The 25,703-nt window shown below is 45.8% G+C and carries 26 protein-coding genes; 19 read left to right on the top strand and 7 right to left on the bottom strand.

Going from position 1 to position 25,703, the window contains the following annotated elements; genetic code table 11:
* Positions 1-413 precede the first annotated feature (413 nt).
* From A9E74_RS05635 to A9E74_RS05625, 3 genes are read left to right on the top strand one after another with little or no spacing between them, the layout of a single operon-like run.
* Positions 414-1,754 (top strand): paraquat-inducible protein A, encoded by a 1,341-nt coding sequence (locus tag A9E74_RS05635; protein WP_069295673.1) that lies wholly within the window; start codon positions 414-416, stop codon positions 1,752-1,754.
* Positions 1,747-3,420, top strand: coding sequence for an intermembrane transport protein PqiB (gene pqiB, locus A9E74_RS05630; RefSeq protein ID WP_069295672.1), 1,674 nt, complete (start codon positions 1,747-1,749; stop codon positions 3,418-3,420). The genes A9E74_RS05635 and pqiB overlap by 8 nt, the downstream gene beginning before the upstream one ends.
* 12 nt (positions 3,421-3,432) lie before the next feature.
* Entirely contained in the window at positions 3,433-4,020 is a 588-nt protein-coding gene (locus tag A9E74_RS05625; RefSeq protein WP_069295671.1) for a PqiC family protein, read from the top strand.
* A 44-nt stretch (positions 4,021-4,064) separates the two neighbouring features.
* Here the strand turns inward: A9E74_RS05625 and A9E74_RS05620 are convergent, their stop codons facing one another.
* The 5 genes from A9E74_RS05620 to A9E74_RS05600 form a co-directional block, all read right to left on the bottom strand.
* Positions 4,065-5,426, bottom strand: a complete 1,362-nt coding sequence (locus tag A9E74_RS05620; RefSeq protein ID WP_069295670.1) for an NAD-dependent succinate-semialdehyde dehydrogenase — start codon at positions 5,424-5,426, stop codon at positions 4,065-4,067.
* 15 nt (positions 5,427-5,441) lie between these two features.
* The gene (gene doeA / locus A9E74_RS05615; protein ID WP_069295669.1) at positions 5,442-6,701 is read right to left on the bottom strand and encodes an ectoine hydrolase; all 1,260 of its coding nucleotides are present in this window, start codon (positions 6,699-6,701) and stop codon (positions 5,442-5,444) included.
* Positions 6,698-7,978, bottom strand: coding sequence for an aspartate aminotransferase family protein (locus A9E74_RS05610; RefSeq protein WP_069295668.1), 1,281 nt, complete (start codon positions 7,976-7,978; stop codon positions 6,698-6,700). The genes doeA and A9E74_RS05610 overlap by 4 nt, the downstream gene beginning before the upstream one ends.
* Before the next feature lie 34 nt (positions 7,979-8,012).
* Positions 8,013-9,191 (bottom strand): N(2)-acetyl-L-2,4-diaminobutanoate deacetylase DoeB2, encoded by a 1,179-nt coding sequence (gene doeB2 / locus A9E74_RS05605; protein ID WP_069295667.1) that lies wholly within the window; start codon positions 9,189-9,191, stop codon positions 8,013-8,015.
* A gap of 239 nt (positions 9,192-9,430) precedes the next feature.
* A complete protein-coding gene (locus tag A9E74_RS05600) occupies positions 9,431-10,171 on the bottom strand; it encodes a ferredoxin--NADP reductase (protein ID WP_069295666.1) in 741 nt (246 codons plus the stop codon).
* A 184-nt stretch (positions 10,172-10,355) separates the two neighbouring features.
* Between A9E74_RS05600 and A9E74_RS05595 the strand changes: the two genes are divergently transcribed.
* From A9E74_RS05595 to A9E74_RS05560, 8 genes are all read left to right on the top strand, one after another.
* Positions 10,356-10,997 (top strand): 2OG-Fe(II) oxygenase, encoded by a 642-nt coding sequence (locus tag A9E74_RS05595; RefSeq protein WP_069295665.1) that lies wholly within the window; start codon positions 10,356-10,358, stop codon positions 10,995-10,997.
* A 3-nt stretch (positions 10,998-11,000) separates the two neighbouring features.
* Positions 11,001-11,369: a YidH family protein gene (locus A9E74_RS05590; protein ID WP_069295664.1), complete on the top strand. Its 369-nt coding sequence runs from the start codon at positions 11,001-11,003 to the stop codon at positions 11,367-11,369.
* A 9-nt stretch (positions 11,370-11,378) separates the two neighbouring features.
* Positions 11,379-11,711, top strand: a complete 333-nt coding sequence (locus tag A9E74_RS05585) for a DMT family transporter (RefSeq protein WP_069295663.1) — start codon at positions 11,379-11,381, stop codon at positions 11,709-11,711.
* Positions 11,712-11,783: 72 nt separating this feature from the next.
* Positions 11,784-14,048 carry a lipopolysaccharide kinase InaA family protein gene (locus A9E74_RS05580; protein ID WP_084002962.1) on the top strand — a complete coding sequence of 755 codons (2,265 nt, stop codon included), beginning with the start codon at positions 11,784-11,786 and terminating at the stop codon, positions 14,046-14,048.
* 62 nt (positions 14,049-14,110) lie between these two features.
* Positions 14,111-14,356, top strand: coding sequence for a DUF6868 family protein (locus A9E74_RS05575; protein ID WP_069295662.1), 246 nt, complete (start codon positions 14,111-14,113; stop codon positions 14,354-14,356).
* Between the two features lie 97 nt (positions 14,357-14,453).
* Complete coding sequence (rnk, locus tag A9E74_RS05570; RefSeq protein WP_211116061.1) at positions 14,454-14,867, top strand: nucleoside diphosphate kinase regulator; 414 nt, start codon at positions 14,454-14,456, stop codon at positions 14,865-14,867.
* 28 nt (positions 14,868-14,895) lie between these two features.
* Positions 14,896-15,942 (top strand): META domain-containing protein, encoded by a 1,047-nt coding sequence (locus tag A9E74_RS05565; RefSeq protein ID WP_141696769.1) that lies wholly within the window; start codon positions 14,896-14,898, stop codon positions 15,940-15,942.
* 2 nt (positions 15,943-15,944) lie between these two features.
* Positions 15,945-16,187: a putative signal transducing protein gene (locus A9E74_RS05560; RefSeq protein ID WP_069295659.1), complete on the top strand. Its 243-nt coding sequence runs from the start codon at positions 15,945-15,947 to the stop codon at positions 16,185-16,187.
* Here the strand turns inward: A9E74_RS05560 and ribF are convergent.
* Entirely contained in the window at positions 16,172-17,104 is a 933-nt protein-coding gene (gene ribF / locus A9E74_RS05555) for a bifunctional riboflavin kinase/FAD synthetase (RefSeq protein WP_069295658.1), read from the bottom strand. The genes A9E74_RS05560 and ribF overlap by 16 nt on opposite strands.
* 124 nt (positions 17,105-17,228) lie before the next feature.
* On the opposite strand from ribF, the gene A9E74_RS05550 reads away from it, so the two are divergent.
* From A9E74_RS05550 to folE2, 5 genes are read left to right on the top strand one after another with little or no spacing between them, the layout of a single operon-like run.
* Complete coding sequence (locus A9E74_RS05550; RefSeq protein WP_084002961.1) at positions 17,229-17,474, top strand: exodeoxyribonuclease VII small subunit; 246 nt, start codon at positions 17,229-17,231, stop codon at positions 17,472-17,474.
* A 26-nt stretch (positions 17,475-17,500) separates the two neighbouring features.
* Entirely contained in the window at positions 17,501-18,367 is an 867-nt protein-coding gene (ispA, locus tag A9E74_RS05545; RefSeq protein WP_069295723.1) for a (2E,6E)-farnesyl diphosphate synthase, read from the top strand.
* Between the two features lie 15 nt (positions 18,368-18,382).
* The gene (gene dxs, locus A9E74_RS05540; protein WP_069295657.1) at positions 18,383-20,209 is read left to right on the top strand and encodes a 1-deoxy-D-xylulose-5-phosphate synthase; all 1,827 of its coding nucleotides are present in this window, start codon (positions 18,383-18,385) and stop codon (positions 20,207-20,209) included.
* A gap of 47 nt (positions 20,210-20,256) precedes the next feature.
* Positions 20,257-20,637 carry a 6-carboxytetrahydropterin synthase QueD gene (gene queD / locus A9E74_RS05535; RefSeq protein WP_069295656.1) on the top strand — a complete coding sequence of 127 codons (381 nt, stop codon included), beginning with the start codon at positions 20,257-20,259 and terminating at the stop codon, positions 20,635-20,637.
* Positions 20,638-20,645: 8 nt separating this feature from the next.
* The gene (gene folE2, locus A9E74_RS05530; RefSeq protein ID WP_069295655.1) at positions 20,646-21,455 is read left to right on the top strand and encodes a GTP cyclohydrolase FolE2; all 810 of its coding nucleotides are present in this window, start codon (positions 20,646-20,648) and stop codon (positions 21,453-21,455) included.
* Between the two features lie 51 nt (positions 21,456-21,506).
* Here folE2 and A9E74_RS05525 read toward each other — a convergent pair whose 3' ends face one another.
* A complete protein-coding gene (locus A9E74_RS05525) occupies positions 21,507-22,130 on the bottom strand; it encodes a retropepsin-like aspartic protease family protein (RefSeq protein WP_245652066.1) in 624 nt (207 codons plus the stop codon).
* A 60-nt stretch (positions 22,131-22,190) separates the two neighbouring features.
* On the opposite strand from A9E74_RS05525, the gene mobA reads away from it, so the two are divergent.
* Genes mobA through ttcA form a run of 3 tightly spaced genes read left to right on the top strand, consistent with a single transcriptional unit; the run spans position 22,191 to position 25,424 of the window.
* Entirely contained in the window at positions 22,191-23,306 is a 1,116-nt protein-coding gene (gene mobA, locus A9E74_RS05520; protein ID WP_069295653.1) for a molybdenum cofactor guanylyltransferase MobA, read from the top strand.
* Entirely contained in the window at positions 23,299-24,558 is a 1,260-nt protein-coding gene (gene moeA / locus A9E74_RS05515; RefSeq protein WP_069295652.1) for a molybdopterin molybdotransferase MoeA, read from the top strand. Before mobA ends, moeA begins: the two co-directional genes overlap by 8 nt.
* Positions 24,558-25,424 carry a tRNA 2-thiocytidine(32) synthetase TtcA gene (ttcA, locus tag A9E74_RS05510; RefSeq protein WP_069295651.1) on the top strand — a complete coding sequence of 289 codons (867 nt, stop codon included), beginning with the start codon at positions 24,558-24,560 and terminating at the stop codon, positions 25,422-25,424. The genes moeA and ttcA overlap by 1 nt, the downstream gene beginning before the upstream one ends.
* The last annotated feature ends 279 nt before the right edge of the window (positions 25,425-25,703 follow it).

Here is a 25,703-nt window from a genome sequence, read left to right as displayed (position 1 = left end):
GACCGGCGCGCGCCTCCCTGGCGCGCCGGCATACAGTCCATCCGTGGACATAAGTGATACTTTTTCAGTCACAACCCGTAAGGCTGGGACTATTTTTGCGGCCGACTGTGTTGTCAATCACTTATGTAGGAAGAACTACACGGCGTGCTTTCCGCCTTGTCGGACACAAAAATAGCCGCCAGCAGTGGTGGATATGAAAGATAAACAAGCCCTAGTTAACTAACATCCATTTCAGTTTTTCAGTGTATGAATACACCCCAAACAGGCAATAAATGAACATCGTTTTTAATTAAAGGTCATATAAACAGAGCTGAATTTCCTATCTGTCTACTGATGCCCAACATATCTATTGCCAATGCGTATAATGCCAGCTATCGCCTTTCCTTACATGAACGACGTCACGGAAAACTGATTTGAAGCAACCCGCTACAATCGAAAACATACCTGCTGATATTGCTCCGTATTCACCGGAAAGCCGCATTTCACTACGCAGAATGCGTGCTTGTCATGAGTGTGACTGGGTCGTGGTTTTACCTGCGTTACGTGGTGGCGAACACGCTACATGCCCTCGTTGTGGCCATATATTGGTACGCCGACATTTTCGCCCTGCTCAACGCAGCATGGCATTAGCTATAAGTGCATTGATCGCACTTATTCTGGCGATATCGTTTCCGTTTGTCAGCTTTGAAGCCAGAGGTATTGGTAACAATATCGAGCTCACCCAAACCGCCACCAGCATGATTGGTTTTCATCAACCACTGGTGGCGATCATTGTTGCGTTAACCATAATTGTGTTGCCAGCAGTCTATCTATGCGGAGTAATCTGGTTACAACTGGGGCTGTTACGTGGCGCACCATTTCCGTTCAGTCGAGGCATTGCCCGATCACTCACTCACCTGAACCCGTGGATGATGGCTGATGTGTTTATTATCGCGGCGCTGGTCAGCCTGATTAAAATTGCCGGTATGGCGCAGATTGTATTAGGCGTTTCATTCTGGGCATTTTGTGCTTTTGCCATTCTGTTATTAATGACAACCCGCTCCATTGATGCTGACTGGATGTGGTTTTCACTGGCGGGCGAACCGCAGGCTCCGAAGGGTATACGTACAGCGGAAACAGCAGCTTCTCAAGGTCTGGCAGGATGTTCCACCTGTGGCTTGATTAACGAAGTGGATGAGTCGGGCCATGGTCATTGCCGCCGCTGCGGCGAACCATTACATCTTCGTTTACCGCACAGCCTACAACGAACCTGGGCGCTGTTAGCTGCTGCGATCGTGATGTATATTCCGGCAAATGTGTATCCCATTATGACCACTACTCTGCTGGGGCAAAGTAACCCTGCCACCATTATTGGCGGAGTGATAGAGTTGATCGAAAAAGGCTCATGGCCGATTGCCGCTGTTATATTGTTTGCCAGCATTATCGTCCCGGTGGGCAAAATACTTGCGTTAATCTGGTTATCACTTGTGGTACGTAGAAGTAACGAACTGGGAGCCAGCACCCGAACCAAGTTATATCGCGTTACGGAATTTATTGGCCGTTGGTCCATGGTAGATTTATTTGTTGTGGCTATACTGGTGGCGTTGATTAGAGCCGGCAATTTAATGTCGATCACTCCCGGTCCAGCAGCATTGGCGTTTGGTGCGGTGGTGATTCTAACCATGTTAGCCGCAATGACTTTTGACCCACGGTTGATTTGGGATTCCCCCCAAACATCAATCAAAAAGCAGTCCAAGGAAACCATTAATGAGTGATGAACCTATCACCGCTGAAGAAAAAGTCGTCGATCCACATCGAGCCAAATCCGGAAAACAATCCCGATTTTCGCCGATTTGGATTGTGCCGATTGTGGCTCTGCTGATCGGCTTATGGCTGATATACGACAATTACACTCGCATTGGGCCGAGAATCACCTTAACCATGGCCAATGCAGAAGGTATCGAAGCCGGTAAGACCATGATCAAAACACGCAATGTGGATATTGGTCAGGTAGAACAGGTTCGTTTATCCGATGATTTAACCCATACCTTGATTATTGCCCGTATTAATCCAGAAGCTGAGCCGATGTTGGTCGAGGATTCTCGCTTCTGGGTAGTCAAACCGCGAATTGGTCGTGAAGGTATAAGCGGACTTAATACGGTACTTTCAGGAGCCTATATTCAACTTCAACCCGGAGAAAGTAACATCGAAGAACGTGAGTTTATGGTGTTGGAACAACCACCCATTTCCACGCTCGGTATACAAGGTTTACGTATCAAACTTATCAGCCAATTGGGTAACTCATTGCGTGTTGGTGATCCCGTCACCTACCAGGGATTCAATGTAGGTCGTGTTGAAAGCGCCGAATTTGATAGTGAACGTCGTGAAATGCGCCATCAGTTATTTATTGAAAGTCCTTATGATGTTCTGGTCACCGAAGGCACACGTTTCTGGTCCGCCAGTGGGGTCGATTTAAAACTGGATTCTGAAGGCTTCAAGGTCAATATCGCATCACTGGAAGCTTTATTAGGCGGTGGTGTGACGTTTGGCGTGCTGGAAGATTTACCGGTGGGCTCACCTGCACAGGCTGACAGTGTTTATACCTTATATGGCGACGAAGAAAGTGCACGTCAGGAAGCCTATACCCAATATCTGGAATACGTATTGTTAATTGAAGATACCGTTCGCGGGCTTTCTAAAGGCGCGCCAGTGGAGTTTCGTGGCATTCGTATTGGTACCGTTTCCAGTGTGCCGTGGAAATTTACTTCGCCGGAGCGTAATGCCCAGAGTGGCTTTGCTATACCAGTTTTGATTCGTCTGGAACCTCAACGCCTTGGTGGCAAAGAAAAAGTAAATATTGAGGAATGGGAGGCGCGGTTTGATCGCATGCTGAATGCCGGATTAAGAGCCACACTCAAATCAGGCAATCTGCTGACCGGTTCATTATTTGTTGATCTTAACTTCCAGCGTGATGGTACCTATGAATTCGTTGCCAGAACCTTCGAAGGCCATCAGGTTCTGCCAACCAGTTCAACAGGCTTGGCGCAAATTGAACTGAAGGTATCGAATTTGCTGGATAAACTCAATCAACTGGAAGTCGAGCCAATTTTAACCGGCATGGATCGTAATCTGGAAAGCTCTGAAACCATGCTGAAAGAAATCCGTGATCTGACAGCCAGCATTCAGACATTAGTCAATGCTTCAGAAACCCAGGAAATTCCTGCCAATATCAATCAGACATTGGCAGAAATTCGTACCACGCTGCAAGGCTTGTCACCTGACTCATCAGCCTATCAGGAGATGACCGGCACCCTGCAACGACTGGAAAAATTACTGCGTGATATTCAACCCGTTGCCCGCACTTTGGGCGAACAACCCAATGCATTGATTTTTGATCGTCGTAACAGCAGCGATCCTTTACCTAGAGCCCCGACTGAATAATCAGGATGCCCCATGTTATTAACATTCTTTAAATCGTTATTGAGCGCTCTGCTTCTGCTAATTTTGGTGGCTTGCGCCACCAAAACTGTTAATACAGAGCGTTATAACCTGCCAGAAACTACGCAAGCCACAACACAGGTTTCAACCAATGCTGAGCAGGTTTTAGTCATCGGCTCGATCCGTTTGGCAGAATTTCTTGATAGTGATCGCATTGTGCTGCAACTGGACGATATTACCTTGCACCAGGCACGGGAAAATCTTTGGGCGGAAAATCTGGCCCAACAAATTCGCCGTGGTCTGCGTAACCGTTTGAGTTCACAGCTCCCGGATCGATTGGTCGTATCGGATAGCCGTGGATTGAACCAGAATGCATTAACTTTACAGCTGGAGATTGAACAGTTTCAGGGGCATTTTAATGGCAATGCCGTGACCAGTGGTCAGTGGCAACTGCAAGACAGTCAGGGAAAACTACTCGTTATTGCCCCATTCAATATTGAAACTACCCTGGCTTCCGATGGTTACCCCGCACTGGTTCGGGCATTGGGCAGCAATTTGGATAAGCTTGCAGAACAACTCGCATCGCAAATTCAGCAACGCTAAATTAAAGGGGGTGAACAACGTTGTGTCACCCCTTTTTTATCAAATTATTTAATCCACACCTGTTTGGCGTTCACAAACTCACGAATTCCATGCGGTCCCAGTTCACGCCCATAACCTGAACCTTTGATGCCTCCGCTAGGCAAGCGAGGATCGGTTTTGACGATGCCATTGATCGCGACTTGTCCTGATTGCAGTTGCATCGCCAAATGGGTGGCTAACTCAGCATTTTTAGTCCAGACACTGGCGCCCAATCCATATTCGGTGTCATTAGCCATTTCCAGTGCATGTTCGTGATCTTCTGCTTTTATTACCGCCATAACCGGACCAAAAGTTTCTTCTCGAAACGCACACATGGTTGGCGTAACATCAGTCAATAAAGTGACCGGATAGAAAAACCCGTTAGTATCCGGCAGTTCGCCTCCCAATAGACATTTGGCACCTGCGGCTACCGTTTCTTCAACCTGCCGATGTAAATTCAATTGCAGATCTTTACGGGCAATCGGGCCGATATCGGTATTTGGCTGCAATGGGTCACCCAATTGCAATTTGCTCAATCGCGCTGAAAGCAATTCAACAAAATGATCATAAATTTCTGCTTCGACAATAATGCGTTTGGCGGCGATACAGGATTGACCGGCATTAATCACACGTGAAAGACAGACCACATCGGCCGCTGTTTCCAGATCTGCATCTGCCAGAATAATGCTTGGATCCGAACCACCCAATTCCAATACACAGGGCTTTATTTCACTGCCCGCCATTTCAGCGACTTTTCTGCCAGCACCACCAGAACCGGTAAATGAAATAGCCATAATCCGTGGATCACGAATTGCTAATTCCACTTCAGGGGTTTCCAATGGCAGATTCACCATAATATTTTCCGGTACACCGGCTTTTAAAAAGGCATTGGCAATTGCCTGTGCCGTTTGCGGTACATTTGGATCATGTTTCATTACACAGGTATTACCCGCCATCAACGCCGGTGCCAGATAACGAAATGCCAGCCATAAGGGCGCATTCCACGGCAGGATACCTAGTAAGGTTCCCAAGGGTTGATAACAAACATAACTGAGTGATGCATCCGATTCGATGGTTTCACGGCTCAGAAATTTTTCGGCATTATCGGCATAAAATTCCGCGCAGAACGCCGCTTTTTCAACTTCTGGTACACCTTCTTTAATGGGCTTGCCCATCTCTAATGCCATCAGTTGTGCCAAATCATGTTTTTCTGCACGTAATTGTTTGGCAACTGCCCGGAGCACGTCACCCCGTTCAGCAAAACTGCGATCACTCCAATCGGCAAAAGCCATGTTTGCCTCACCAATGCGAGCATACATTTCATTTTTATCCAGGGTCGGGAAACTACCGATTTTTTCTCCGCTATACGGATTTGTTGCTATTAGCATATGAACCTCAATAGATTAGCTAGCTGAATTCTGGGCGTGCTCTATTTGCTTGTCTGCTTTCGCTTCAATTTTTGCGCTTTTATCAACAGAAATGAGCTTTTGTTTGCCCTGATCGGCTTTCACCACAAAATCCCGATCCATAGTAAAAAAGGACTCGCAGCCATCTTCAGTTATGTGAATAGTGTCAGAAATACCGCAGGTTTTATCGCCATCAACACCCCACATCCACGGAATAATATGAAACGTCATGCCGGGTTTGAGTACCGCTGATTCACCTTGTTTAAGACTGACGATATAGCCCTCATCCCAGCTCGGTGGAAAAGCGATACCGATTGAATAACCAGAACGTGTCACTAACCGCGCACCGATATCATTTTTGGTAATGATATTGCGGATCATATTGTCGGCATCCGACACGGTCATCCCTGGCTGAAAGTTGTTATGTACTGCATCCAGGGCCATTTTCATAATTTCCTGGGCCTTGTACATCGACGGACTAAGCTTTCCTAGAACTACAGTACGCATCATGGCGGTGTGATAACGCCGATAACAGCCGCCAACTTCCAGAAATACATGTTCGCCAGGTTGTACAATCCGTCCCTCCCAGGTGGCATGCCCAATCATGGTTCGTGGTCCCGAAGTCACATAGGGCATCACGGCAGGCGGTTCACCACCAGCACGGAACATCGCTGCACTGATAGCGGCGCCGATTTCATTCTCAGTGGCATCCGCCTGAACGGCATCAATACCGGCTTGCATGCCTGCTTCGGTTGCTCTGGCAGCATTTTGCATCAAGGCTATTTCCATCGAGGATTTGCAGACACGACCTTCTTCGACGATGCCAAAACAATCCAGCAATTTGCCATCGGTCAGCGTGTTATGAATACAATCCTGATGATAAGCCGGGAAGAAATAACTGTTACGTTCATAGCCAATGCGTTTTTTATCCAGACCAAACTCGCGCAGCGCATCGACCAGCATCTGAATTGCATCACCGGTATCCGGATAGGGCCGAGTAATTTCCACCCAGGTACGATGAATCACATTGGATTCTTCCAGCTTACGGGTAATCATGAACGGTTCAGCTTCCAGTGGCACGACCAGCGCCTGAAAGAATGAGTAACCGGTGGTCTGATAATCCGTCAGATACATAATGTTTTCCGGGTCAGAAATCACCACGGCGTCCATATGCCGTTCTTCAATACGTTCCCGCAACTCACTTAGTCGTCGCTCGTATTCTTCAAACGGAAAAGTCATATCATCACGATGTCTCATGCGGCTTCCTCCATCTGCATGACTTTGTCAGTCACCTCAACCAGAATATCCAAACCCGTCTTTAAGTCAGACTGAGGTGTGGTTAGTGGCGGAATCAATTTGACTACCCGTCCACCAGTGCCACAGCTGGCAATCATTAATCCGGCATCAAAACACTGATTCACAATGGCTTTGGCTCTGTCACCGTTGCCAACATCCAGCCCGAGAATCATGCCTTTACCCGTCACATTCACATCCGGATATCGCTGCGCCAGCGGGGCCAGTGCTTCAGCCATTTGTTCCCCGTTGGCTTTAACTTCTTTCATCAACTCATCATCGTCAAAATAAGTCAGTGCCTGATCACCAGCGACAAAGGAAATATCCTGGCCTCTGAACGTACCGGTATGCTCACCGGGCGACCATTGTTCATCGAGTTGCGGTTTCACCAGATTCATCGCCATCGGGGTACCCATGCCACCAATGCCTTTGGCAAGACAGATAATGTCTGGATCAATGCCAAGATCATCGAAACTGAAAAAGGAACCAGTACGGCCAACGCCGACCTGAATATCATCGACGATAAGTAATGCGCCCACTTCTTTGGCTAATTTCTCCAGCGCCTGCAACCACTCTTTGGAAGCGACCTTAACGCCGCCTTCGGCCTGGATTGTTTCCAGCAAAAATGCGGCTGGTGGTGCAATACCACTGGAGCTGTCCTGATAGATTGCGGTTAATTGATCAATGCTGTTCATGCCACAACCTAAATCACAACCGGGACAGACTTCGTCACAGCCAAAAGCAAAATGTTTGACGTGGTTGAGCGGCACACCCGCCGCATTACGGAAATACTGATTGGCAGTCGCACTTAAAGCGCCCAGCGTCATGCCATGAAAACCATGACTGAAGGCCACGATATCCTGACGACCGGTGACGCGTCTGGCCAGTTTCATTGCGGCTTCAACAGCATTGGTACCCGTTGGCCCCATGAACTGCATTTTATGCGGCATATTGCGAGGTTTGAGGATGGTATCAGTGAAGTGCTGCATAAATTGCCGTTTGGCCGTGGTATGCATATCAAGGCTGTGCGTTACACCATTGGATTGAATGTAATCGACTACCGCTTTAGTCATGCGTTGATTGTTATGACCGAAATTCAATACGCCGGCCCCGGCAAAGAAATCGATATATTCCTTGCCGTTTTCATCGGTCTGCCTTGCATTGATCGCTGTATCAAACACTACCGGATACACCCGGCAATAGGCGCGGATCGCAGACTCTCTTTCTTCAAATATGCTCATTTAATTCTCCTCTTGAACACGTCACTGGGACGATTTAGGGCAGTTCCTCCGGAACAGGTACGCCAACTCCAACCAGGCGTGAAAACAATCGTGTGACCGCCGGTATCAGGCGATCGTTAAAGTCGTAATAAGGGCTATGGCATGGCACTTGATGATCCGGACCATCATCACTGCCAATCAAAGCAAAGGCCCCGGGTATATGTTGCAGGTAATAGCTGAAATCTTCGGAGGCCATAATTGGTGTTGCAGTGACAAAGTCCAGAGAGTCAGCACCGTTAAGTTCCTGCCATAAACTGCGCATTTGTGTGGCTTGCACTGGATGATTGATGGTCGCGTCATAGCGCGGGAAATTTTCAACTTCGGCAACTACGCCATAACTTGCTGCAGTTTGCTGGCTGATTTCAGTAATCAGTCGATAAATTTCATCACGGGTTTTTCTGTCCGGAACCCGGATACTGCCGCCAAGCACTGCATTCTGCGGAATAACCGTCGGCGCACTTGATGCTTCAATAGATGTCACGCTGATCACTGCAGCTTGTTGAGGAGCCAGTCTACGACTGATGATTTGTTGCAGATTTAAGGTAATTGCGCTGGCTGCTAACACCGGGTCACGGCATAGTTCTGGTTGACTGGCATGACCGCCTTGTCCGTGTATGGTGATTTTAAAAGTGCCGTTCCCACACATCACCAAGCCATCCGGACACAGCATTTGACCAAAAGGTATGGCCGGCCAGTTATGCCAACCATAAATTTCGTCAACACCATCAAGCGCGCCGTCATTGATCATTTCTCTTGCGCCATGGCCACCTTCTTCAGCAGGCTGAAAAATCAAACTGACTGGTCCAGTTAGCTGAGCTTCGTGATATTTAAGCCATTTGGCCGCAGCTAATAAGGTTGCGGTGTGGCCGTCATGGCCACAGGCATGCATGCAGCCTTCATTCATCGAACTCCAGGCTTTTAACGTGGCTTCATGAATTGGCAATGCATCCATATCGCCACGCAGGGCAATATGCGGTGCTGCAGTACCATTAGGATTAAGTATGCCAACCGTGCCAGTACCGGCGCAGCTGCGCCATAGAATATTCAGTGAGCTAAGGATCTCGCGAACACGTTGCGCGGTGCGATGTTCCTGCCAGCCCATTTCCGGATGAGCATGAAATTCACGGCGTATTGTTTCAGCTGTGGTGATGGTGTCTTGCCAGACATCTGACATGAGCCCTCCCCTGTTTTGGATCTTGCAACATGATTGTTGGGTGATCCGTTGATAAACAAATGCAGGTCACAATGTGACTCTATGGTGCAATTAAAAATTGATTTGATGGTATTACAGAATAGTTATCTCGCATTAAAACCAACGAGCTGGTGCTATGCCATTTGTGACCGTTTATGACCTGTTTGGTTCAAATGACCTCTTTATCACCGTAGTTCGACCATAACAAGCGTTGCGATGAATTACCAATATTTTTCGATACTGATATGCCCGGGCTCACGTCGGCTATGCTTTTTTAATCCACGCTGAATCAATACATCCATTGTGTCCTGCACCATATCCGGATTACCGCACAACATCACATGGCAGTCAGAATCAATTTGCGCACCAGCACGCAATTCCAGTTGTTTATCCATAATGGCTGCGGGGATCCGCCCAGGAATCGCATAATCACTAGGTTCTCTGCTAACAATCGGGATGTAGCTGAATTGATGACTATGGTTCTCGGCAATGGAGCGAATAGTTTGCTGATAGGTCAGTTCTTTCGTAAAACGAACGGCATGTACCAAGCTTATCCGTTCAAATTGTTGCCAGACATCTGAAGTCTTAATGATTGATAAAAACGGTCCAATCCCAGTGCCGGTAGCCAGTAAGAATAATTTTTGAGCCGGCGGGAGCTGTTTCAGTGTTAGTAAACCAGTGGCCTTGGTAGCTACTTGAATACTATCTCCAGCTTTAAGTTTAGCCAGCTTGGTTGAAAATACCCCGCCAGGAACTTCAATAAAGTAAAAATCCAAGGTTTTTTCAGCGGGTGCATTGACCAATGAGAATGGACGACTCACTTCTTCACCATCAATTTCCATTGCCAAACGAGTAAACTGGCCAGCATCAAATGCATCAATTGCCGCATCAACTCTTATTGAATGTAAATTTTCTGTCCATTGCTTGTTTTCTATTACGCGGCCTTCACTCCACTTTGTCATGACTTACTCCTGCCCGCTAATTCAAGTTAATTTCTAAAAGACCATATCAGTAAGTCATAGGAAACAACAAAATAGATCTAAGCACTTATCGGTTGCCGTTAACTGGCAATCTGATTGATAGGCTGTTTTGTATTATCATATGATGCTGTTTACTCTAAACCCCAAGCAGTATCGAGAACCTCATATGAATTCAGTACTGGATATGCAGGCCCTTAAGGCCGCCCCCGTCAATCGTATTCCTTTTCCTTTTTTTAAGGTGGAACGCTCGATCCGTTCGGATGTATTAGACCGTGTTATCGGTGACTTTCCGGCTATCGACGATGGTGGCAGTTTTAATGTTGATGATGTGCCGGTTAATGATGATTTCAAAGCTTTTTTGAATGCGATAGACAGTACTGAATTTCGGCAGATCATTTGCGATAAATTCGATGTGCAGGTCATGGATCTGCCGATGATGATGACCTTACGTGGTTATTCAAGACAAAAAGACGGCCGCATCCATACTGATTCGAAAACCAAGTTGGTGACCATTTTGATTTATCTCAATGAAAGTTGGGATGCAGCAACGGGGCGTTTACGAATTTTAAATAATGCTCACGACATGGAAGATTATGTGGATGAAATCAGTCCTGGCCCAGGTTCTCTGGTGGCATTTAAAGTGACGGATAATTGCTGGCATGGCTATCCGAGTTATGAAGGTACTCGCCGTTCTATACAGATAAACTTTCTGACCAGTGAAGCGGCTAGCAACAAACATCGTTTTTTTCACAAACTTAGTGCCAAGCTCAAAAGCTGGTTACGCAAGCGAAAAGTGAAGGCGGCTTAGCTGATGTCTTATCTCCAAGACCCTCGTGTTTTATTTGCTGCAGAACGTACTTTGCTGGCTTGGAATCGCACGGGTTTGACCTTCATCATGTTTGGTTTTTTAATTGAACGCTCGGGACTATTAATTGAGATATTAGCCAACGGGCAGGAACTCCTGAATACCACCATGACCTTTGTCATTGGTTTAGCCTTTATTTTGTTAGGCAGTTTTACAACCGTTTATGCAGCCCGACAATTTCAGCGCGTATTAAAAACGTTAGGAGAATCAGAATTCCCCGAAGGTTATCGGACGCAATGGGGCGTCGTTGTAAGTTTAATCGTAGCTCTGCTTGGTAGCTTATTGGCTATCAGCTTATTTCTCACCTACAACTGAGTCCTCATCATGTCTAAATGGTTATTGCTAAGTATGGCAATTATTGCTGAAGTTTTTGGTACGAGCTTTCTTAAAGCTGCTGATGGTTTTACCAAATTCTGGCCATCGGTAGCAGTTGTGTTGGGGTATGTTGTTGCTTTTTATTTTTTATCCTTGTCGTTAAAAGTCATCCCTGTTGGCATCGCCTATGCTATTTGGGCGGGACTCGGCGTGGTACTGATTGCTTTGATAGGTTGGGTCGTTTTTAGTCAAAAACTCGATATGGCCGCCATCATCGGCATATCAATGATCTTGGGTGGCGTGATAGTGTTAAATGTATTTTCCAGCAGCGTTACACACTAGACTTACCTACTTAATCAAGCTTTTTTGCTTCAAATCGTCCACTGCAGGGCGAAATAACTTTCGGATTTTTTTATGAGCTCGTCGGACAAAACACACAACAAAATTGAAAATGGCCCATTAATGGATGCAAATTCCTTGGGTAATGCCATGCGTTATGTGTTTTCCGGTCGTTTAGCACTTCCAGATGGTCATTTACCCAAAGCTAAGCACCTTGTGCCAGAGGATTTTGTCGGTGTTGGCGTGACCACATCTGATGATCCTGCTGTTGATGATTACATCCTGCAACAACTTGAAGCATTAAAAATTAAACAGGTTCGTCTTGATTTTACCTATGGTGATGAAGGCGGACCGGTCACTCGTTTGTTGGAACGTTTACTAGCAACCGACATTCAAGTGCTTTTGCATTTAGTGCAACCGTTTACTGAAGCCCAGCAAATGAAAACCGGTAGTGCGCAATTACGCTGGCGTGAATTTGTGCAGACAGCTGCCAGTCGATTTGGATCTCGTGTCAGTGCGATTGAAATCGGTTCAACTAGCAATCGTCGGCGTTGGGCGGGTTATGATACTGAGAGCTTTTTTAATACTTGGCGCATCGCGTTTGAAGAAATCAAATCTCGTCATATCAAGATTGCTGGGCCAAACATTTCTGATTTCGAACCGCTGCATAATATTGCGGTCTTGACACGGTTACGGCGTGACAATCAACTGCCGGATATTCATACCAATAATTTATTCAGTGAACGTGTTACCGAACCCGAACGCTTTGACCATCGTATCTTCGGCACCAAACTGGCGATGCGGCTGAAAGTAAATCTGGTTAAAAAAGCCCGTATTCTGAAAAAAATAACTGACGATTTTGGTGTCAAAGAATTTATTTCACCAGCCGCGTTCTGGACTTTGCCACGGATCCGCCGGGTCTTAGTCAATGGTGAAGAAAAACAGGCTGATTACTTAAGTCGTTATATGACCTTACTGGCAGCCTCAGGTGCCATGCAGCAAGCTTATTGGGGTCCGTTCATCTGTCATCGTGAAGGTCTGATTGATGATGGTTACGAAACCTACCCTGAACTAGAAAGAATCACTCATTACCGTTCAGTATTGGGCCAACGTGAAGATTTCAGACTGCGTCCGGCTTTTTATGCGATGCAAAACTTTATCCAGCTGATTCCTGGCAGTTTATATGAGGGACCGTTGGCCACTGCAGAAGCCATTGAAGTACATGCATTTCGCAGTAAAGATAAACTTATTCATGTGTTGTGGACTGCTAATGGGCAGGCAATGCCAATGCATGCTTTATATGCTCCATCACAACTGGACGATGTTGAAACCATCACTCGGGATGGCGCTATTGCCGTTGAACAACCTGAATTTGTCACTGAATCTCCTATTTTTCTTTGCTGGCCCGCAAATGCAAAAATTGACCTCAAAGCCAGTCCAAAAGCACGGGAAAGGGTGTCGGTTTATCGCCATGCTCCCGGTAAGAATTTGTACGAGTTTGAACAAGATGGCTGGAAAGGCTTGTTGATTGCCGAAAACGCCGAGCAAGCGGATGAGTTTAAGCAGAAACTGCATCCGGCCTATTTACCAAAGGCTACCGAAGAAACCACTTTACGCAAGGCGCGTAATGTTATTTGGCGGATAGACGGGTTGATGGATAAAACCATTGTCGCCAAAAAACCTTTGCGTATGCCAGCTCATAAGCGACTGCTTGATAAATTCAAGCCATGTAAGTCAAAACGTAGTTGGAACGCTGCAGCTGAATTATTACGTCGTGGTATTCCAACAGGTTTACCTATCGCCTATTTTGAACGGACCGATGATAAAACGCTGACTGAAAATTTTTATCTGTGTGACTTGGTTGATCATGATTTCTCCGCCAGAGAAATTCTCACCGCCTTTAATGACGGTGCGACCGAATACCAAGGTGTCAGTGAAGATCAGTTATATCAACAACTCAGTCAATTTTTGCTGGAAATGCATGGTCGCGGAGTGTTTTTCCGTGATCTGGCTGGCGGCAATATTCTGATCAAAAAGCAAGCGGATGAGAAGCTGGAGTTCACCCTGATCGATATCAACCGGGCTCGCTTTTTCAACCGCAATGCAACCCTTTCAGAGCGTTTGTCTGATCTGACACGTATCTGCAATAAATTGCACTGGCAAGGCAGAGAAAAACTGGTCGGACTGTATCTACAGCAAACCAAATACAAAATACCATTCAACTTCCGTTGTCGTTTGCCGTTTTATCTTTATGATTTTAAAGTTAAATTCAAACGCCGTTATGGTCGCAAGGCTATCAAACGGCTTTTCAATCGCTTAAAAAGCAGTAGTCAAAACTAGCAGGCTTTTATTCCTCAGTTACTGGGCGTAAATTAGAGCTCTACTGTAAAGGAGAGCCTGCAATGACGCTGGAGAATCTTACTTTTGTTTTAGGCTGGGCCACTGTTCTTAATTATCTGGTATTGACGCTGTGGTTCATCGTCTATGCTTTTGGCAATGAAAGCATATACCGGCTACATAGTCGGTGGTTCGCCCTAAGTCGCGAGCAATTTTCGCAATTACATTATTGCGGAATGATGTTTTACAAGCTCGCCATATTTTTGTTTTTGCTGGCACCTTATATTGGTTTGAAATTTGTGCCATCATAGGTCTGCCTGTTTTATTCCCACTATGACCCGAAAATGATGCTGTCAACTTTTGACGGTAGTTTTTGTGCGTCTTTAAATTTGTTGAATGGAGTTTATTGTGAATACGCAACCTGACATTATTATTTCCGAACTCGATTACACGCGTATCGAAAGTTTGCTGCAGTCTTCTACTGGCATTCCGGCGAATATTAAAGCGGCTTTGGAGACTGAATTGGAACGTGCTGAGCTGGTTGCACCGGAAAAGATGCCAGCCAATATCGTAACGATGAATTCGCAGGTTAAATTTTCTGTTATCTCCAGCGGGGTAACTTTTACGCTGAAATTGGTCTATCCAAAAGATATGGATGATTCTGGTAATACGATTTCCATTTTAGCGCCGGTTGGCAGTGCCATGCTTGGCCTGAGAGAAGGCGATGAAATCGACTGGCCGGATGGTAAAGGCGGCATGTTACAAGTCAGAATCGAAGCCATAGAATATCAACCGGAGCGAGCAGGTGAATTTCACCGATAGTTCCGGTGAACTAAAACCGGAGTTCGATATGTTAAAAAAATGCTTGTTTCTGATGTCGATTTTGTTTTTAAGTGCTTGTAGCTCTGAACAATCAGAAGAACGGCGTTTGATTATCGAAGATTTCCCAGTCAGTTACAGTGGCATATTGCCCTGTGCTGACTGCCCCGGTATTGATTATCGTCTCAATTTATTTGCCGATCAAAGCTATTATCTGCAGTTGCATTACCAAGAGTCGGGCGAGAATTCGACGTTTTATCAGCTTGGACAATGGCAGCAACAAACCGGCCAACTCAGACTGTTATCCGATCATCCTCAGCAAACTGCATTTCAAATCGAAAGAGATGGCAGTATCAGTTTGCTGGATCAGGAATATACGATCATCAACAGCTCGTTAAATTATCAATTACAACGTGATGCCGAGTTTCATGCTGTATATCCCGCCATGCAATTTAATGGTAAGTACAGTTATATGGCTGATAGTGGCATCTTTAAAGAATGTCTGACTGGTCAACGTTGGTTTGTTGCCCATGAAGCTGATAATGCTGCACTTGAATCGCTTTATATGGAATATGTAGATGAGGTAAATCAGCCTATCTTGGTCGAATTGACCGGCTATATGGAACCTCGTGCAAATAGCGATACGGGTGAAATGCAGCCAACATTGATTGTTACTCAGGCCCGAGATATCTGGCCGGGAGAAACCTGTGGCGAGCTGGGTTATAACGAAAATTTAATCAATACCTACTGGAAACTGACTCGCTTAAATGACGAGCCAATTGAAGTTTATGAACAACAACGTGAACCCTCTTTAATATTAGCCAGTGAAGAAAACCGGCTATCCGGATCTGATGGCTGCAACAGCATCATGGGCAGCTTCCAGCTGCGGGAAGACAAACTTAAATTCAACCGGATCGCCAGCACTATGATGGCTTGTGCCCAAGGAATGGAAACGGCACAGGCAATGCATTTTATGCTGGAAAAAGTGCGTTATTGGAAGATTGAAGGCCAACATCTTGAGCTAGCAGATGTGAATGGCAACGTTATGGCAAGGTTTGAAGCAGTACATCTGCAATAGTTATGCAGTTAATCTTTCGCGGTTCTAATATCCTGGAAGCCCACATAGTAGCGGGATTGCTAGACACTCATGGCATTGAAACCTATGTTGGCGGGCATTATCTGCAAGGCGCGGTCGGTGATTTGCCAGCCAGTGATTTTGCTCATGTATTTGTAAATGATGATGATGTTACTGCTGCAGAACAACTGATAACTGATTATGAAGCTGGCAAGTTCAGCAGCACAGACGACTATTCAGAAAAATAGTGCCTAGCTTGGGCGGAATCAATATGAATCTGCGATATCAATTGATCCAGATCAGCAAATTTATGTTCATCGCGCAGTTTCTTCAGAAAATATACCTGCACATGTTCCCCGTAAATATCGCGTTCAAAATCAAATAAATGTACTTCAAGCAACGCCTTATCACTTCCTGATACTGTCGGTCTGACTCCGATATTGGCCACCCCATTGACCGGTTCTTCATCAATGCCATACAACTGCACAGCATAAACACCTTGCAACGGCACTTTGGCGCGATGCAAATGAATATTGGCGGTCGGATAACCCATTTTACGGCCTCGTTTATCGCCATGTGCTACTCGTCCACTCATCCGGTAAGGACGACCTAACAGCTTTTCTGCCACCGCCAAATCTCCCTCGCGCAAAGCTTCTCGAATACGGGTACTACTTACTCGCATCTCATCAATGGCAAAAGTATGCATATTGACCACTTGAAATCCGCGCTGTTTGCCAACGTTCTGTAACAAGGCAAAGTCACCCTGACGGTCCTTGCCAAAGCGAAAATCGTCCCCCACCACCAAATAGCGAACGTTCAATCCCTCTATCAATAACTTCTGAATAAAGGTTTCGGCCTGCATTTCGGCAAGCTGACGATTGAAACGCAATACACAAAGCTTTTGAATTGAATAAGCGCGCAATGCTTCAACTTTTTCACGAAACCGCGACAATCTGGCCGGGGCTTTTTCCGGAACAAAATACTCATAAGGCTGAGGTTCAAAAGTGATCACCACGGCTGGCAAATTCAGCATGTCTGCTTTCATTGCCAATTGAGACAAAACAGCTTGGTGTCCAAGATGTACGCCATCAAAGTTACCAATTGTCGCCACACACCCTTGAGCCGGGTCAGGTAAATTGTATAAGCCGCGGATGATTTTCGGCATGACAAGTTCAGTGTTAGAAGAAAACGCAACAGACTAACGGGAAATTAGCAAACATTCCAGCGGGCATGTCTGCTTCGATTCACTTATAATGTGTCGTTAACGCGAGATTTGTACAGAGGCCGATATGGTGGCAAAACGCAAAAAACTGGATTACGAGGCGGCAGTCAGTGAATTGGAATCACTGGTCGAGCGTCTGGAAAAAGGTGATATCAGCCTTGAAGAATCTTTAAAACTCTATGAACGCGGAGTATTGCTTACTCGCGATTGTCAGGAAGCTTTGCAAGCTGCGGAACAAAAAGTACAAATGTTATTACAACAGTCTGGCCAGTCTGATTTAGTGGATTTTGATCCCGATTCCGAGGTCTCGTGACACAACAGCTCTCTTTAACTGACTGGATGCCTGCGCACCAGCAACGTATCAGTTTAGCCCTACAGCAACGCTTACCCTCCACCAGCGATGTCACGGCAGCAAAATTAAACGAAGCCATGCATTACGCTACGTTAAATGGTGGAAAGCGCTTGCGTGCAATGTTGGTCTATGCAACGGGAGAAGCATTTAATGCCGATGCTGATGCGCTGGACTCAGCCGCCAGCGCGGTTGAAATGATTCATGCATATTCACTGGTACATGACGATATGCCAATGATGGATGATGATGACCTGCGTCGCGGTAAACCTACCTGTCACAAAGCCTATGATGAAGCTACAGCGTTATTAGTCGGCGATGCTTTACAAAGTCTGGCGTTTGAATGCCTGTGTGATAACCAGCTTTCACCTGCTCAGCAAATCGCAATGGTTAAGTGCCTGGCACATGCATCTGGAGCTGCAGGTATGGCTGGTGGTCAGGCTATCGATTTAGCTTCTGTGGGCAAACAATTGAATCAATTTGAACTTGAAGCCATGCATCAGTTAAAAACCGGTGCATTGATTAAGGCCAGTGTGGCGTTGGGTGCGCATTGTAGCTCAACTTGTACCGCAGCCGATTTCCAACATCTTGATAATTATGCGGCAGCTATTGGACTGGCATTTCAAGTTCAGGATGATGTGCTGGATGTGATAGCCGATACTGAAACCCTGGGTAAACAACAAGGTGCAGATATTGCCCGTAATAAACCCACTTATCCGGCATTAATGGGGCTGGAAGCCGCTCAGAAAAAAGCGCAATCACTGGTTGCTGAGGCTTTGGCTGCTCTGGATAATATTGAAAAAAACTGTTTAGCACTGCGCGCACTGGCAACGTTTGTCGTGCAACGAACCTTTTAATTTCGCTGAATCAACATGACAAGCCTACTTGCGCAAATAGACTCCCCCGCCCAATTACGTAAATTGGAACGAAAACAACTGGATCAATTAGCGGTTGAAATCCGCGAGTTGATCGTTGAAAAGATTCAGCAAACCGGCGGCCATATCTCGTCGAATTTGGGTGTCGTTGAACTGACGTTAGCTTTGCATTATGTGTTTAACACACCTGAAGACCGCTTGGTCTGGGATGTTGGCCACCAAAGTTACGCTCATAAAATTCTTACCGGCCGTCGCGATCAAATGCATACCATGCGGCAACCTGATGGGCTTTCTGGCTTTCCAAAACGTAGTGAAAGTGAATATGACAGCTTTGGCGTTGGTCATTCAAGCACATCTATTAGTGCCGCTTTAGGTATGGCGATTGCGGCTCGAGCCAGTGGTGAGTCCAGACGTTCAGTCGCCATTATCGGTGATGGAGCGCTTACTGCAGGCCAAGCCTATGAAGCTCTGGCTCATGCCGGTGACTTGGGTGCTAATTTGCTGGTGGTGCTGAATGATAATGAGATGTCTATCTCTAAAAATGTCGGCGGTATGGCCAATTATCTGGCTAGACTACTGTCTGGTCGTTTTTACCGTTCTGCCCGTGAAAGCAGCAAGAAAATGCTGGAAAAAATCCCACCAGCCTGGGAGTTTGCAAGACGCACTGAAGAGCATGTTAAAGGCATGATGATGCCAGGAACCTTATTTGAAGAAATGGGGTTCAACTATATCGGTCCCATCGATGGCCATGATTTGGACACATTGATCACTACCTTGAGCAACTTGCGCAATAGCAAAGGCGCGCAATTTCTGCATATTGTCACTAAAAAAGGCAAAGGATTCGAGCCAGCTGAGCAAGAACCGTGTAAATATCATGGTGTCAGCCCTGCCAACAGCAAGAACAAGAAAGCTGGTCCGACCTTCACTCAAGTTTTCAGCCAATGGCTATGTGATATGGGCGCCGCATCTGAAGATCTCATCGCGATCACACCAGCAATGTGTGAAGGATCAGGGCTGAACGCCTTTGCCGAACGTTTCCCGGAAAGATATTTTGATGTTGGCATTGCCGAACAACACGCGGTGACCTTAGCTGCAGGTATGGCCTGTGAGGGCAAAAAACCAGTAGTCGCGATTTATTCGACTTTTTTGCAACGTGCTTACGATCAATTAATCCATGACGTTGCATTGCAAAACCTTCCGGTATTATTTGCGATCGATCGGGCCGGCCTGGTCGGTGCTGATGGTGCAACACATGCAGGCAGTTTTGATCTAAGTTACCTGCGTTGTATACCGAATATGCTCATCATGGCCCCCAGTGATGAAAACGAATGTCGGCAAATGCTGACCACGGGTTTTCAACATAACGGTCCTGCTGCAGTTCGTTACCCTCGTGGTTGCGGCAATGGCGCAGCCATAGAGCCACAATTGGATAGCTTGCCTATCTGCAAGGCTCAAACCCGTCGCACTGGCAAGAAAACAGCCATTTTGGCATTTGGAACCTTATTACATGCGGCGCTTGAAGCCGCAGATCAAGTAGATGCCACAGTAGTGAATATGCGCTTTGTTAAACCATTAGATACAGCGATGTTGGATGAGATTGCCGCCAATCATGAACTGATAATAACCATTGAAGAAAATTCCGTGCTTGGCGGAGCTGGCAGTGCTGTCAACGAGTATTATCAGCAAAAAGGTTTGCAGACTAATTTGCGGATGATGGGACTGCCAGATCATTTTATCGATCATGGCGATCACGGCCAAATGCTAAGTGCTTGTGGCCTGGATGCAAGTGGCATTATCGATTCCATCAATCGTTATTTTGCGTAATAATGGCCTATTCGATAGGCTAATTCCCGAGTATAATAGTCAACATTATGAGCGCCACTTATACCTTAAAAATTCTGGCTGATTTTGCCTCTGCACATACCCTGCGGGATTACCCTGGGGATTGTAAACGCATGCACGGCCACAACTGGAAACTGGAAGTCGAAGTCACTGCCAATGCGCTTAATCAGCATGGTATGGGCATGGATTTTAAAGCAATTAAAACGGCGACTCGTGAATTAGCCAAAACACTGGATCACCGATATCTGAATGATATACCTCCGTTTGATGAGATTAATCCGACGGCCGAAAATATCGCCCAGTTTTTTTATCAGCGCCTTAGCAATACGCTAAACACCGACACCGCCAAAGTTTCTGGTGTAACGGTATGGGAAACCGACCGTGCTTGTGTCAAATATAGTGAGGACTAACCCGAATCATGACTGAACAAAACAAGCCTGTGGCAGCAGCAGAAATCGAAGACGTACAGAACATTAAAGACAAACGTCATATCGCGATTGATAAAGTCGGCATTAAAGATATCCGCCATCCGGTAGTGGTCAGTGACCGCACCACCGGCGAACAACACACTGTTGCCAACTTCAATATGTATGTGAATCTGCCGCATCAGTTCAAAGGGACACACATGTCGCGTTTTGTTGAGATCCTCAATCAACATGAGCGTGAAATCACCGTTAAATCGTTTCATACCATGTTAGGTGAAATGACTGAACGTCTGGATGCGGAATCTGGCTATATCGAAATGAGCTTCCCTTATTTTGTGAATAAAGAAGCGCCAATTTCAAAAGTCCGCAGCCTGATGGATTATCAAGTGAGCTTTATTGGTGAAATTGTTGGCAAAAAAACCAGCATGACCGTTAAAGTCATCGTGCCGGTAACCAGCTTGTGCCCATGCTCAAAAAACATTTCAGATTACGGCGCACATAACCAACGTTCACATGTGACGTTAACAGTTAAAACCGATAGCTTTATCTGGATTGAAGATTTGATTGATTTGGTGGAAGACGAAGCCTCTTGCCAGATTTATGGATTACTTAAACGCCCGGATGAAAAATATGTCACCGAACATGCGTATGACAATCCGAAGTTTGTAGAAGATATGGTGCGTGATGTAGCGGCGCGTTTGAATGCAGATAATCGTATTAACGCTTACACCGTTGAATCAGAAAACTTTGAATCGATTCACAATCACTCTGCTTATGCATTGATTAGCAAAGGTTTCGATTGATAATCAGATTTATATATACAAAAAGCCCGGTTAATCCGGGCTTTTTTATGTTCAAAATTTACGGCGTAAATCCAGCCGTTCACCTTTGCGTTCCATATCAAAGGCATTGAGAAAGCTCATGCCCAATAAAGCGCGTTGCGGTTCCGGGCCATCAATCACAACTGCATCAACATTATCCAGTGAGATATCGCCAAGCTGCACGGTTTGCAATTGAATACTGTATGCGAGTTCAACACCAGAAGCCGTTCTTACTCCAATCTGGTTAGCACCTAAATAGTCCACGCCTAAGCGTTTAGCAGTTTCACCATTTATCGCAATTACTGTTGCGCCGGTATCCACCATGAAGTCGACGGTATAACCGTTGACTGAGCCACTAGCCAGATACATACCGTTGGTCGGCCAAATACTGACCACCGGCATTTCAGCAGGTGCCGAATAAACGCCCCCCACCCGATTATTCAATTCGAATATGCTGCGTTGACCAGCAATATCCATGACCGCCTGATTACTGTTAGCACTGATTAATATTACCCCTTCAGGCGTTCGTTGGCCGACGGCTAAAAAATGCTGTTTCCGGTTAATTTCAACCACAGCATGATCGCGATACAGAGCCATGACCAGAATTTGTAAATCCTCTGACCACGCGTTAAGTGGAATACACAGTATAATGAGCACAGAAATCGTTAATTTACGCATTGTATCTACTCAACAAAAAGCCGTTTACTGCAAATAAGCATGACTAATTTTTCTTACCCTACCGTGACCGGTGTCATTCTCGCCGGTGGCGAAGCCCGTCGTATGGGCGGTCATGACAAAGGCCTGATAGCATTTGCAAATCAGCCGTTGGTTGCTCATGTTATTAATCACATAGCACCCCAGGTTGAGCAGTTGCTGATAAATGCCAATCGTAATATAGAGCGTTATCAACAATTTGGCTATCCTGTTATTCGCGATTCGCTATCCGACTTTCAAGGGCCGCTAGCGGGTATGCTGGCAGGTATGCTCGCCGCCAAGACCGATTATATTCTGACGGTACCCTGTGACAGTCCAGCACCTAGTAAAAAATTAAGACAGCGTATGCTGGAATGCTTGTTACTTTCAGGTAAAAAAATCGCTGTCGCCACTGATGGTAAGCGTATTCAACCAGTATTTGCATTAATACACTGTGAACTGGCAGACGATTTACATAAATATCTTGCAGCAGGCGAACGAAAAATTGATCGCTGGTTTGCTCAGCATCCAATGATTGAAGTGGATTTTTCTGATCAGCCGGAGAGCTTTAAGAACCTCAACCATCCCGAAGATCTTCTTACCAGCGCTTATAACATGCCAGTACCGATGTTAGGCATTGCGGCATACAGCGGTACCGGCAAAACCACTTTACTTACTCAATTAATTCCCAGACTGCGCGAATCCGGTTTAAACGTCGCTGTCGTTAAACATGCCCATCATTTATTTGATATTGATCAGCCGGGTAAAGATAGTTATCGGATCCGTGAGGCCGGTGCCAGCCAGATGCTGGTGGCTTCCAGACGTCTATTGGCCTTGATGCAGACCAGCGACAATGAACAGGCAGAGCCCCAATTAACAGATTGTTTAGCGCGATTGGATATGCAAAAACTGGATTTGATTCTGGTTGAAGGATTTAAACACGAAGCTTTTCCGAAATTAGAATTGCATCGTAGTAATATCGGTAAACCACTGATTTATCCGAACGACCATAATATTATCGCCATTGCCACTGATTCTGTTTTGCCTGATCAGCCCAACATTCCCGTGTTGAATCTGAATGATTTAGACGCCATTCTGCAGTTTATTACTACTTTTATCCGGCAATACCACCATGACTGAATTCACTCCTCAACCAAGTTGCGCTACCCCTGAACCCGCTACCACTTTACGGGTGGATGAAGCCAGACAGCGCATCTTGCAGCAAATCACTGCGATAAACTGTTGGCGCAAAGTGGCACTGCGTGATGCGTTGGGACAGGTTTTACATGAAGATGTGATTTCTCCATTATCGGTTCCGCCTCATGCGAATTCAGCTATGGATGGTTATGCACTTCGTGGAGAGGATCTCACCAATCAAACCACCACGCTAAAACTGATTGGTAGCGCCTTTGCAGGCCGGCCTTTTAAAAATGCCGTTAATGCAGGTGAATGCGTGCGCATTATGACCGGTGCAATGATGCCGGAACACTGTGACACCGTGATCATGCAGGAACAGGCAGAAGTACAAGATGATTTAATCGTATTCCATGGCGAACATCATCTCGGTGAAAATGTTCGACTAGCGGGCGAGGACATTCAAGCCGGTTCAGTAGTATTACGAGCCGGAAATCGGATTATTCCTGCAGATTTAGGCCTGCTGGCTTCGCTTGGCTTGGCTGAAATAAAGGTTCGCAGAAAGATTCGTGTCGCGTTTTTTTCCACCGGTGATGAGTTACGTTCCCTTGGCGAGAGCTTAACGCCAGGTGATATATACGACAGTAATCGTTATACGCTGTTTGCCATGCTCAAACGCCTGGATGCCGATGTTATTGATATGGGCGTGGTCAAAGATACCCCTGATGATTTGCGTCAGGCATTGTTGCAAGCGGCGGCTGAAGCCGATGTCGTTATTACCTCTGGCGGTGTTTCGGTAGGTGAAGCGGATTACGTAAAACAGCTGTTAGCTGAACTCGGCCAAGTAGATTTCTGGAAAATAGCAATGAAACCTGGCAGACCACTCGCCTATGGCAAAATAGCCGACGCCCACTTTTTTGGTTTACCCGGTAATCCGGTATCCGTCATGGTGACTTTCTATCAGTTTGTACAACCGGCATTAAACAAACTGGCAGGTGCACTTGAGCAAACTCCATTGCTGTTACAGGCTGTCGCTGCTGCTGATATCCGTAAGCGTCCCGGTCGATTTGAATTTCAACGTGGATTATTACGCAGTAATACCGCTAATCAATTGGAAGTGAGCATGACCGGTGAACAAGGCTCTGGCATTTTGCATTCGATGAGCCATGCCAACTGTTTTATTTTATTGGATGAAGATTGTGATGGTATCGCTGCCGGTCAATCGGTCACTGTCCAACCCTTTGCAGGTTTAATCTAATGTCTGAAAATCAACTCAAACAACAACACGAATTCAACAAACTCAGCAAGCGCCTGCGTCGACAGGTTGGTCAGGCGATTGCCGATTACGACATGATTCAGGATGGCGATAAGGTCATGGTATGTCTGTCAGGCGGAAAGGACAGCTATACCATGTTGGATATTCTGTTGAATTTACGCGATCACGCACCGATTAATTTTGAGTTGATTGCCGTCAATCTGGATCAAAAACAACCCGGGTTTCCAGAGCATGTGCTACCCGAGTATCTCAGCAGTATTGGCGTACCGTTTCACATCATTGAAAAGGATACTTACAGCATCGTCAAAGAAGTAGTGCCCGAAGGTAAAACTACCTGCGGCATCTGTTCGAGGCTGCGCCGTGGTTCGTTATATGGTTATGCTCGTCAACATGGCATCACTAAGATTGCTTTAGGCCACCACCGCGATGACATTATCGAAACGCTGTTTTTGAATATGTTTTATGGCAGCAAAATAAAAGCCATGCCGCCTAAACTTTTAAGCGATGATAAAACCAATATTGTCATTCGACCGCTTTGCTATGCCAAAGAAGCTGATATCACCCGTTATTCTGAAGCGAAAGGGTTTCCAATCATTCCATGCAATTTATGTGGTTCTCAGGAAAACTTGCAACGACAGGTGATTAAAGAAATGCTGCAAAGCTGGGAAAAACAACACCCCGGCCGTGTTGAAAACATCTTCCGCAGTATTCAGAATCTTTCTCCCTCTCAGCTGGCAGATCAACAACTATTTGATTTTAAGGGACTAGAAAAATTGCGTAGCGAGCCGACAGGTGATGAAGATAGCGCATTTGATGATCAACTCTACCCTGCTTTAGCACGTGTGTAGATTTTCTACCATGGTTTTTTAAAGTTATTCACTTTTTATTAAATTGTTTCATTATTCTTACAGCTAGCATTCATATGTTATTCAACCCATACAATACACATGTATATTACTGATTTTAATGGGTTTTTATATTTGGTTAAAAATTAACCATTTTAAGCTGCCCCGTTACAGATTAACGACTTAGCGTTTTTAACCAATGTTAACCACAGACTTATCCACAGAAAATGTGAGTAACTCGCTAAGCTATTGATTGTCACTTTTAAGTGACTGACTTGGCAG

The organism is Methylophaga muralis (assembly GCF_001720165.1).
Taxonomy (GTDB): Bacteria; Pseudomonadota; Gammaproteobacteria; order Nitrosococcales; family Methylophagaceae; genus Methylophaga; species Methylophaga muralis.
The sequence above is the reverse complement of the archived record's forward strand: the minus strand, read 5'-3'. Positions and strand labels throughout refer to the sequence as shown.